The sequence below is a fragment of the Streptomyces sp. SM1 genome (assembly GCF_002910825.1).
Taxonomy (GTDB): domain Bacteria; phylum Actinomycetota; class Actinomycetes; order Streptomycetales; family Streptomycetaceae; genus Streptomyces; species Streptomyces okerensis.
Genome location: NZ_NEUB01000087.1, coordinates 1 through 10077, shown reverse-complemented (window position 1 = coordinate 10077; position 10077 = coordinate 1). Strand labels below are relative to the sequence as shown.

Below are 10077 nucleotides of genomic sequence, written 5' to 3'. Positions count from 1 at the left end.
CGGCGCTGCGCCGGACCCCAGACAGCGGCGTCCGGCGGCGTCAGCGGGGACCCGTCCGCGACGTCGGGGCCGGGATCGTGCGGCGCGGGCACATCCGGCGCCGCGACGGCGACCGCGAGGGGCCAGCCCGGCAGCGCGGTGACGACCGTGCGCTCGTCCGGCGACAGGTCGTGCTCCATGCCGCAGTCCCAGGAGGCGATCGCGACGGCGACCAGCGAGACGTCGTCGACGACGACGGTCCACCGGGCGCCGTCGCCGTCCTGGCCGAGCACCAGCCCGTACCCGTCCGCGACCGGCGGAAGACCGAGCGCCGCACACGCCTCCGGATAGTCGTCGCCCAGCACGCTCGGGAACTTCGCCGGCGTGAGCAGCGCCGCCGTCAGCACGTAGAGCGCGTCGTCCGCGGCGGCGACGGCTTCCTCATCCGTCCCGGCCATCCCAGCCTCCCCATCGGTTGGTCCGTCGGCGCGCACCATATGCCGACCCCGAGCCCCTTGTCACGACCCCGCAGCCGCACCCGGAGCTGCGGGTTTCCGGCCGGACGGGGCGAATCGACCGGTCACCGGCCGGCGGACCGGACGGCCGGCGGCCCCGGCGGCGCCCGGGAACACGCATTCCGCTCGAGATCCCGCGGACCTCCTCCCGGCCGGAACCACCCTCCCCCGCGCGGATTCCCCTCGCCGGCCGTACGTGTCCCGCTACTCCACGTATAGTTGCTGCTCCGTCGGCAGGAGGGGTGGCTCGGTGCGGCGCTTCGAACGGCTGGAACGGATCCGGCGGATGGACCCTTACCGGGAGGCCACGGAGATCTACCGGCTCAGCTCGGCCTACGAGTTCCCCTGGGACTACACCCGGGCTCTGGAACTGGCCCTCTACCGGACCTACGCGGTGCCCCGGATCGGGCGCCTGCTCGCCGCGACGGGGGAGCTCACCGACCGCTCCCAGAAGCGCTACGACGACACCTCGCTCCTCCTGGACGCCGTCGTGGAGCACGGATTCGGCAGCGCGCAGGGCAGGACCGCGGTCCGCCGCATCAACCGCATGCACCACGCCTACGACATCCCCGACGACGACATGCGGTACGTCCTGTGCACGTTCGTGGTGATGCCCAGGCGGTGGATCGACGCCTACGGATGGCGCAGGCTGTCGCGGCACGAGATCGTCGCCGGTACCGTCCACTACCGGACCCTCGGCCGGCACATGGGCATCAAGGACATCCCAGGGTCCTACGAGGAGTTCGAAAGCTGCCTGGACGCCTACGAGGAGGCGCACTTCGACTGGGACGAGGGAGCGCGGCGGGTCTCGGACGCCACCCTCGATCTCATGGCCTCCTGGTACCCGCGCCCGCTCGCCCCCGTACTGCGCGCGGCCACGCTCGCGCTGCTCGACGAACCGCTGCTGCGCGCCTTCCGCTACACACCGCCGAGCGCGGCCACGCGCGCGTGGGTGCGTCGTGCGGTAAGGCTGCGGGGCCGCGCGGTCCGGCTCCTGCCGCCCCGCCGCGCCCCGCACTTCGCCCGGCAGAACCGGGAGATCAAGAGCTATCCGGACGGCTACCGGACGGCGGACCTGGGCACCAGCCCCGTGCCCGGACTGCGCGGCTGCCCGGTACGGCGGCCGGACTGACCGACGGGCGCACGGCGGGTGTTCAGTCCGCGGGTACGGCCAGCGCCAGGAACCGGGTGTCCTCGTCGGTGTACGACGTCATGCGCCAGCCCGAACGCGTCAGCAGAGAACGGAGATTCGGCTCCGCGCGAAGGTCGTCCGGGGTGATCGTGCGGTCCTGGCGGGCGGCGAGTGCCGCTCTGCCGATGGGATGGAACAGCGCGAGCACGCCGCCGGGCCGCACCACCCGCGCGATCTCCCGGAGATTCCCGGCCGGGTCGGGCAGGTGCGCGATCAGCCCCGCCGCGAACACGGCGTCCAGCGAGGAGGAGCGCAGCGGCAGCGCGGCGACGTCGGTCAGCAGCAGCGTCCCGTCACGGTCCCGTCCGGCCCGTGCCGCCGCCCGCAGCATGGCGGCGGTCAGATCGGCGCCGACGACCACGCCCGTGGGCCCCACCGCAGCCCGCAGCGGAGGCAGGGCGCGCCCGGTGCCGCAACCCGCGTCGAGCACCCGGTCGCCCTTGCGCAGACCGAGTGCGGCGACCGCGGCCGCGTACGCCGGCCCATCGTCGGGGAAGCGGTGGTCCCAGTCGGCGGCACGCGCGGTGAAGAAGTCCTGGACGTGTGTGTGGTCGTCGCTCATGCCCCGCATGATCCCCCACCGGGCCGGGCGGCACCGCCGCGTACACGTTGCGGCCCGGTGGGCTCGCCCCGGTGCGCTGCCGCGCCGGATTCCTGCCGCTGCCGGGGCGCGCTCGTTCACGCGCCCACGCCTTGGCGAAGGTGCTCGTCCGGTTCGCCGAGTGCGCCGGGCGGACGCGCACCGCCCGGCTGTCCGACTCGGTGGGATGCCCGCGGGAGCACGTTCCCGCGGGCATCCGTTGTCAGTCCGCGACGCCCGTCTCCGCCACGACCTTCTCCACGGTGACGCGGACCAGGAGTTCGCCGGGGACGGCATTGCGCTCCCCGAACTCCCCGGCCCGGTCCTCGCCCATGTACCGCGCGCCGATCCGGGCCGCCCAGTGCCGGAGCCGCTCGGGATCCTCCGAGAGCCGCGCCCGTCCCCGCAGCACCACGAAGCCGAACGGCGGCCGGTCGTCGTCCACGCAGAGGGCGACCCGCCCGTCACGTGCCAGGTTGCGTCCCTTCACGGTCCGTTTCCCGGTGTTGAACACCACGTCGTCCCCGTCGAGCAGGAACCAGACCGGCGCCACGTGCGGGCTGCCGTCGGCACGGACGGTGGACAGTTTGGCGGTGCGGGTTCCGTACGAGACGAACTCCCGCCACTCTTCCTCGGTCATCTTGTGTCCCATGGCTTCCATCCTCCTTGCCCGGCGCCCGGTCGTGGGGAAGGCTGGCGCGGGGACCCTCCCGGGCGGAGGGGACGGCACACGGGGCAGACCAAGGGCAAGATCAGGGGGACTCACGGCATGGGGCACCAAAAGAGACTCGACTGGCTGCTGGACGACCTGACCCAACGCGTCGAACACGTACGGCACGCGCTGGTCCTGTCCAACGACGGGCTGGTGACGGGCGCGAGCACGGGACTGCGCCGTGAGGACGCGGAGCACCTCGCCGCCGTGTCGTCCGGACTGCACAGCCTAGCCAAGGGCTCGGGACTGCACTTCGGCGCGGGCGGGGTGCGCCAGACGATGATCGAGTTCGACGACGCGGTACTTTTCGTCACCGCCGCCGGCACCGGCAGTTGTCTGTGCGTACTCAGCGGCGCCGAGGTGGACATCGGCCGCATCGCCTACGAGATGACGCTGCTGGTCAACCGGGTCGGCGAACACCTGGGCGTGGACGCCCGCAGACCGGACCCCAGAGATGACCTCTGACCTGGGGTTTCGTGCTCGCGTACGGAGTTGTCCACAGGTCTGTCACGAAGCGTGACCGTGCGGCTACGGTTCTTCTCGGCGGGCGCACCCGGCGCCGGCCGAGAACACTCCACGGGGGAGCCGAGCATGCCCGGACACCACACCCTCACGCACGAGGTCACCGACACCGACACCGCCGTCACCGAGCGGGCCACGGGAAACCGCGACGCATGGATCACGGCCGGCCGAGCGGCCCGGGAACTAGGTCTCAAACGCACAGAGTTCGACCTCGCCGTGCATCTCGGCCGGGTGCGTACGGCCCCCGGTGACGGCGGAGAGGGCCGACGTGTCGCCCGGGCCGAGATCGAGCGGCTCCGCGCCGGGGCGGGGTTTCCCGAGAACCTGCGCCGGAGCGTGCGTGCCGTGGGGACCACGGAGGGCGCCGCTCTCATGGAGGTGCCCGGGATCCGGTTCACCCGTCTGGCGCGGATGGGACTGCTGGTTCCCGTGAGGTTCTGCCCGAACCGCTACCGCGCCGTGGTCTGGCTCTACCTGGCGGAAGAACTACGGCTGTTCGCAGCCGACGACAAGAACACGCCACTGCTGACCGGGCGCCTGCCCGAGGGGCTCAGGAGCCAGCTCGACGCCGGTCTCGACCTGCGCCCCCGCAACTGGCGCACCCGGCACCTGGGTTTCCTGCTCCGCGAGGCCGACGGCCCCTGGGCGCGGGCCGGTGCCGTGGCGTCGCTGCTCGACCCGCTCCATGTGTCGCAGGCCGTCACGGACCCCTGCGACCGGTCCCGTCTGCACCGGTTCCGTGAGGCGCCGCTCTCCCACGGATCCCCCGGATCGCCGGCCGCCCGTCTCTCGGAGGACCTGATGACGGCCCAGGACCCGGACGAGATCGCCTGGCTGCAGTCCGAACTGACCCGGCTGACGCACAGGGCACGGGAACACCGGCCGGCACCCCGCCCCGCCTCCCGCTGCCCCGGTCCGGACCACCGGCGGACACTCCCGGCCGCCGGACCGGCCCGCGGAACACCCCGAGGCCTGCTCGCCCGCTGGCGCCGCGGAAACCGGTGACCTACAGCGCCCGGAACAGCCCTTCCTGCACGACGGACACCAGCATCCGGCCCTCGATGTCGTAGATCCGACCACGGGCCAGGCCCCGGCCGCCCGTGGCGACCGGCGACTCCTGGTCGTACAGGAACCACTCGTCCGCCCGGAACGGGCGGTGGAACCACATGGCGTGGTCCAGCGACGCCATGTCGAAGCCACGCGGCCCCCACAGCGGCTCCACCGGGATCCGTACCGCGTCCAGCAGGGTCATGTCGCTGGCGTAGGTCAGGGCGCAGGTGTGCACCAGCGGATCGTCGCCGAGCGGGCCGACCGCGCGCATCCACACCGCGCTGCGCGGCTCCGCGCCCTCGACCTCGGCGGCGTCCCAGCGCAGCCGGTCGACATAGCGGATGTCGAAGGGCTGCCGACGCGCCATTCGCTCCAACTGCTCCGGAAGCACGCCCAGATGCTCACGTATCTCGTCCGACACCGTCGGCAGCGATTCGGGGTCCGGGACCTTGCGGGCCGGCGGCAGCTGGTGCTCGAAACTCCCCTGTTCAGGTTTGTGGAAGGAGGCGGTCAGATTGAAGATCGTGCGGCCCTGCTGCACCGCGGTGACCCGGCGGGTGGTGAACGACCGCCCGTCCCGCACCCGTTCGACCTGGTACACGATCGGCACCCCGGGCCGGCCCGGACGCAGGAAGTACGCGTGGAGGGAGTGCACCGGACGGTCGCCCTCGGTGGTGCGGCCGGCGGCGACCAGCGCCTGCCCGGCCACCTGCCCGCCGAAGACCCGCTGCAACGACTCCTGCGGGCTGCGGCCACGGAAGATGTCGACCTCGATCTGCTCCAGGTCGAGCAGGGCGACGAGGCTCTCGGCCGGATTGGTCATGGGTGGGATTCTCCTGGGTTCACAGCTGGCCGACATCGGTGACACGGACGACGGCGCGGCCCTCCGCGTCGGAGGCGGTGAGGTCGACCTCGGCACTGATGCCCCAGTCGTGGTCCCCGTTCGGGTCGTCGAAGATCTGCCGGACCCGCCACAGCCGGTTCTCCGGCTCCTCCTCGATCAGCAGCAGCTTCGGGCCGCGGGCGTCGGGGCCGGTGCCCAGGTCGTCGTACTCGTCCCAGTACTTGTCCATCGCCTCGCCCCAGGCGCCGGCGTCCCAGCCCCCGTCCGCGTCCAGTTCCCCCAGCTCCCGCACCTGGTCGAGGGCGGCGAGCTCCACCCTGCGGAACATGGCGTTGCGGACCAGGACCCGGAAGGCCCGCGCGTTGGCGGTGACCGGCTTGACCTGGTCGGCCCTCTCCTGAGCCTCCTCGGCGGTCATCTCCTGCGGATTGGCCAGCTGCTCCCACTCGTCCAGCAGGCTGGAGTCGACCTGGCGCACCATCTCGCCCAGCCAGGCGATCAGATCCTCCAGGTCCTCCGACTTCAGGTCGTCGGGGACGGTGTGTTCCAGCGCCTTGTAGGCGCCGGCGAGGTAGCGCAGCACGATGCCCTCGGTGCGGGCCAGTTCGTAATGGGAGACCAGCTCCGTGAAGGACATCGCCCGCTCGTACATGTCCCGGATCACGGACTTGGGCGACAGCGGATGGTCACCGACCCAGGGGTGGCTCTTGCGGTAGGTGTCGTACGCGTGGAAGAGCAGCTCCTCCAGCGGCTTCGGGTAGGTGACGTCCTGGAGGCGCTCCATGCGCTCCTCGTACTCCACCCCGTCGGCCTTCATCGCGGCGACGGCCTCGCCGCGCGCCTTGTTCTGCTGGGCGGCGAGGATCTGGCGCGGATCGTCCAGTGTGGACTCCACCACGGAGACCATGTCCAGCGCGTACGACGGCGACTCCGGTTCCAGCAGTTCGAACGCGGCCAGCGCGAACGTGGACAGCGGCTGGTTCAGCGCGAAGTCCTGCTGCAGGTCCACGGTGAGCCGGACGATGCGTCCCTCCGCGTCCGGCCGGTCGAGCTTCTCGACGATGCCGCCGTCCAGCAGCGAGCGGTAGATGGCGATCGCCCGCCGGATGTGCCGCAGCTGCTGCTTGCGGGGCTCGTGGTTGTCCTCCAGCAGCCGGCGCATCGCCTCGAAGGCATTGCCGGGCCGGGCGATCACCGACAGCAGCATCGTGTGCGTGACGCGGAAGCGGGAGTTCAGCGGCTCCGGCTCGGAACCGATGAGCTTGTCGAAGGTCTGCTCGCTCCAGGCGATGAAACCCTCGGGCGCCTTCTTGCGCACGACCTTGCGGCGCTTCTTCGGATCGTCGCCGGCCTTCGCCAGGGCTTTCTCGTTCTCGACCACATGCTCGGGGGCCTGGGCCACCACGAAGCCCTCCGTGTCGAAGCCCGCCCGTCCGGCGCGGCCCGCGATCTGGTGGAACTCACGGGCCCGCAGGGTTCGTACGCGAGTGCCGTCGTACTTGGTCAGGGCCGTGAACAGCACCGTGCGGATGGGGACGTTGACGCCCACACCGAGCGTGTCCGTTCCGCAGATGACCTTCAGCAGACCCGCCTGGGCGAGCTTCTCCACCAGCCGCCGGTACTTGGGAAGCATGCCGGCGTGATGCACACCGATGCCGTGCCGGACGTAGCGCGACAGATTGCGGCCGAACTTGGTGGTGAAACGGAAGTTGCCGATGAGTTCGGCGATCCGCTCCTTCTCCTCGCGCGTGCACATGTTGATGCTCGTCAGCGCCTGCGCCCGCTCCACCGCCTGTGCCTGGGTGAAGTGCACGATGTAGACCGGCGCCTGCCGGACGGTCAGCAGATCGGTGAGCGTCTCGGTGAGCGGTGTGTACCGGTACTCGTAGGACAGCGGAACCGGCCGGGTCGCCGAGCGCACCAAGGCGGTGGGGCGGCCGGTGCGGCGGGCGAGGTCCTTCTCGAAGAAGGACATGTCGCCGAGCGTCGCCGACATCAGCACGAACTGCGCCTGCGGCAGCTCCAGCAGGGGGATCTGCCAGGCCCAGCCGCGGTCCGGTTCCGCGTAGAAGTGGAACTCGTCCATCACGACCTGACCCACGTCGGCGTGCCTGCCGTCGCGCAGCGCGATCGACGCCAGCACCTCGGCGGTGCAGCAGATGACCGGGGCGTCGGCGTTGACGGAGGCGTCGCCGGTGAGCATGCCGACGTTCTCCGTGCCGAAGATCTTGCACAGTTCGAAGAACTTCTCCGACACCAGCGCCTTGATGGGGGCGGTGTAGAAGGTGACCTCGTCGCGGGCCAGGGCCGCGAAGTGGGCGCCCGCCGCGATCATGCTCTTGCCGGAACCGGTGGGCGTCGACACGATCACGTTCGCGCCGGAGACCACCTCGATCAACGCCTCCTCCTGGTGGGGATAGAGCGTGAGACCGCGTTCCTGGGCCCACGACTCGAAGGCCTCGTACAGGGCGTCGGGGTCGGCGGTCGGCGGCAGCTGATCGATGAGGGTCACGCCCCCATCTTGCCTGCCCGCGAGCCCGATGCGGGAATCGGCTTCGAGCCCGAAGACCGCGAACGCTACGCTGTGTCGCCGGCGGGGCGTCCATACGACCGGTCAACCGGACAGTGGCGAACGAGGGATGGGGCGGGCAACGGCGATGATGGGACCAGCACACTCACTGTCGGGCGCCGCGGCCTGGCTCGGCGTCGGCGCGGCGGTGACCGCGGCCGGACAGCCGATGCCCTGGCCGGTGCTCCTGGCCGGCGCCCTGATCTGCGCGGGCGCCGCGCTCGCCCCGGACCTGGACCACAAGGCGGCCACCATCTCGCGGGCCTTCGGCCCTGTGTCCCGCTGGCTGTGCGAGATCGTCGACAAGCTGTCGTACGCCGTCTACAAGGCCACCAGGAAGCCGGGCGACCCACGCCGCTCCGGCGGGCACCGCACCCTCACCCACACCTGGCTCTGGGCCGTTCTCATCGGCGGGGGCACCGCGGCCCTGGCGATCACCGGTGGCCGCTGGGCGGTACTGGCCATCCTCTTCGTGCACATGGTGCTGGCCATCGAGGGCCTGCTGTGGCGGGCGACCCGCGGATCCAGCAGCGACGTCCTGGTGTGGCTGCTGGCGGCGGCGAGCGCCTGGATCATCGCGGACATTCTGGACCAGCCGGGCAACGGCTCGGACTGGCTGTTCACCGCACCCGGCCAGGAGTACCTGTGGCTGGGGCTGCCGATCGTGCTGGGCGCGCTGGTGCACGACATCGGGGACGCCCTGACCGTCTCCGGCTGCCCGGTCCTGTGGCCCATACCGGTGGGCCGCAAGCGCTGGTACCCGATCGGCCCGCCCAAGGTGCTGCGCTTCCGCGCGGGCAGCTGGGTGGAGCTGAAGGTGCTGATGCCCGTGTTCATGCTGCTGGGCGGGGTCGGCGGCGCGGTGGCTCTCAACGTGATCTGAGGGACGCCGCTCACCGGGCCTCAGCCGGTGCCCTCCCCGCCGTACCGGCGCTCGAAGCGGGCCACGCGGCCCTCCGTGTCGACCGTGCGGGCCTTGCCCGTGTAGAACGGGTGGCTCTCCGAGGAGATCTCCACGTCCACCACCGGGTAGGTCTCGCCGTCGTCCCACTCGATGGTCCGGTCGCTGGTCGCGGTGGACCGTGTGAGGAAGGCGTAGCCGGCGTTACGGTCACGGAAGACGACCGAACGGTAGTCGGGGTGCTTGTCCTGCTGCATGAATGCTCCTCGGGCGACTCGGGCGACTCGGGCCGGCGCTGCGGCGGAGGAGGTGCGGGCTCAGCCGGGCAGACTGTCCTCGTCGACGACGTGCACGGCGGCCTCCTCGGCGGAGGCGGCGGCGCCGTCGATGCCGATGTCCGTGGCCACCAGGGCCTCCTCGTCGTCCTCGTGAGCCCCTTCGTCGGGGGCCACGAGCCGGCCGGAGCGCGCGGCTCCGACCTCGTTGTCCAGGAGTTCCCCGTCCGTGCCCGGCGAATCCCCGAGTCCGTCGCCGTCCCGGGCGGCGGGGTCCGGCTGTTCCTCGGCGAGCCGCTGGTCGAGCGTCTCGCCCTCGTGGCGCTCGGCCGCCGTCACGCCGTAGTGCTCCACCGCGAGGGGCCGCTCCGGAGGAGACCAGCCACGGTCGAGGGGGTCGGCGACGCCGTCGTTCTCCAGGGTGTCCTCGGCGTCGAGCAGTCCGGCGTCGTCCTGAACCTCGGACCCGTCGGGCTGGTAGACATCGTCTCCCCAACCGTCGGAGCTGTTCACGGCTACCTCCAGGGGGTGGGGACGGGCCCGTTCCCACCGCCGCCCGCGCCGGGGCGGTCCGAACGGGGCACTGGCGTCGCCCGTTCCCGGTCCGTCAGGATCCGGGCGCTCCCCGAGCCGGTGCCTGACTCCAGCCTTCCACCGGAGCTCCCCACCGCGCAACGGGACGCCCCCGGTCAGGGCGCACCGGCCCCTCCCGGCGGCCGGGGTGAATCCCCTCACCCCCGCCCGGCCCGCACGCACAGGCGTTCCGCCGCGCACCGGACAGCCCCGAGGCATCTGGCCCACAGACGGACGCCCGGGGCGTGCTGGAACCCCGCCCACCTCCTGCGACAGGCCCTTCGGCCGGCGCGGCATACCGGCCTCGCACTCCGGCCCGCTGGGGTGTCCCGGCGCCCGGTCGGTCTGCCCGCTGTCCCGTGCCG

The 10077-nt window shown here is 71.8% G+C and carries 10 protein-coding genes and 1 pseudogene; 4 read left to right on the top strand and 7 right to left on the bottom strand.

Features of this window, described 5'->3' with window-relative positions; translation table 11 throughout:
- Positions 1-437: pseudogene (locus tag B9S61_RS02015) on the bottom strand (hypothetical protein); the annotation flags it as partial.
- A gap of 307 nt (positions 438-744) precedes the next feature.
- Between B9S61_RS02015 and B9S61_RS02010 the strand changes: the two are divergent.
- The gene (locus tag B9S61_RS02010) at positions 745-1626 is read left to right on the top strand and encodes an oxygenase MpaB family protein (protein WP_181007193.1); all 882 of its coding nucleotides are present in this window, start codon (positions 745-747) and stop codon (positions 1624-1626) included.
- Between the two features lie 22 nt (positions 1627-1648).
- Here the strand turns inward: B9S61_RS02010 and B9S61_RS02005 are convergent, their stop codons facing one another.
- Together B9S61_RS02005 and B9S61_RS02000 are read right to left on the bottom strand one after the other, a co-directional pair.
- The gene (locus tag B9S61_RS02005) at positions 1649-2248 is read right to left on the bottom strand and encodes a class I SAM-dependent methyltransferase (protein WP_103540640.1); all 600 of its coding nucleotides are present in this window, start codon (positions 2246-2248) and stop codon (positions 1649-1651) included.
- A gap of 241 nt (positions 2249-2489) precedes the next feature.
- Positions 2490-2918 carry a PPOX class F420-dependent oxidoreductase gene (locus B9S61_RS02000; protein ID WP_103540639.1) on the bottom strand — a complete coding sequence of 143 codons (429 nt, stop codon included), beginning with the start codon at positions 2916-2918 and terminating at the stop codon, positions 2490-2492.
- A 117-nt stretch (positions 2919-3035) separates the two neighbouring features.
- Between B9S61_RS02000 and B9S61_RS01995 the strand changes: the two genes are divergently transcribed.
- Together B9S61_RS01995 and B9S61_RS01990 are read left to right on the top strand one after the other, a co-directional pair.
- Positions 3036-3443 carry a roadblock/LC7 domain-containing protein gene (locus B9S61_RS01995; protein WP_103540638.1) on the top strand — a complete coding sequence of 136 codons (408 nt, stop codon included), beginning with the start codon at positions 3036-3038 and terminating at the stop codon, positions 3441-3443.
- Between the two features lie 126 nt (positions 3444-3569).
- Positions 3570-4505: a DUF6397 family protein gene (locus tag B9S61_RS01990; RefSeq protein WP_103540637.1), complete on the top strand. Its 936-nt coding sequence runs from the start codon at positions 3570-3572 to the stop codon at positions 4503-4505.
- Between the two features lies 1 nt (position 4506).
- Here B9S61_RS01990 and B9S61_RS01985 read toward each other — a convergent pair whose 3' ends face one another.
- Together B9S61_RS01985 and B9S61_RS01980 are read right to left on the bottom strand one after the other, a co-directional pair.
- On the bottom strand, positions 4507-5373 hold the full coding sequence (locus tag B9S61_RS01985) for an acyl-CoA thioesterase II (protein ID WP_103540636.1): 867 nt from the start codon (positions 5371-5373) through the stop codon (positions 4507-4509).
- Positions 5374-5392: 19 nt separating this feature from the next.
- Positions 5393-7936: an RNA helicase gene (locus B9S61_RS01980; protein ID WP_103540635.1), complete on the bottom strand. Its 2544-nt coding sequence runs from the start codon at positions 7934-7936 to the stop codon at positions 5393-5395.
- Positions 7937-8051: 115 nt separating this feature from the next.
- Here B9S61_RS01980 and B9S61_RS01975 point away from each other — a divergent pair, with 115 nt between their 5' ends.
- Entirely contained in the window at positions 8052-8846 is a 795-nt protein-coding gene (locus B9S61_RS01975) for a metal-dependent hydrolase (RefSeq protein ID WP_103540634.1), read from the top strand.
- A gap of 20 nt (positions 8847-8866) precedes the next feature.
- On the opposite strand, the gene B9S61_RS01970 is transcribed toward B9S61_RS01975, so the two are convergent.
- Positions 8867-9121 (bottom strand): type B 50S ribosomal protein L31, encoded by a 255-nt coding sequence (locus tag B9S61_RS01970; protein WP_103540633.1) that lies wholly within the window; start codon positions 9119-9121, stop codon positions 8867-8869.
- Positions 9122-9181: 60 nt separating this feature from the next.
- Positions 9182-9652 (bottom strand): DUF5709 domain-containing protein, encoded by a 471-nt coding sequence (locus B9S61_RS01965; RefSeq protein WP_103540632.1) that lies wholly within the window; start codon positions 9650-9652, stop codon positions 9182-9184.
- Positions 9653-10077 lie beyond the last annotated feature (425 nt).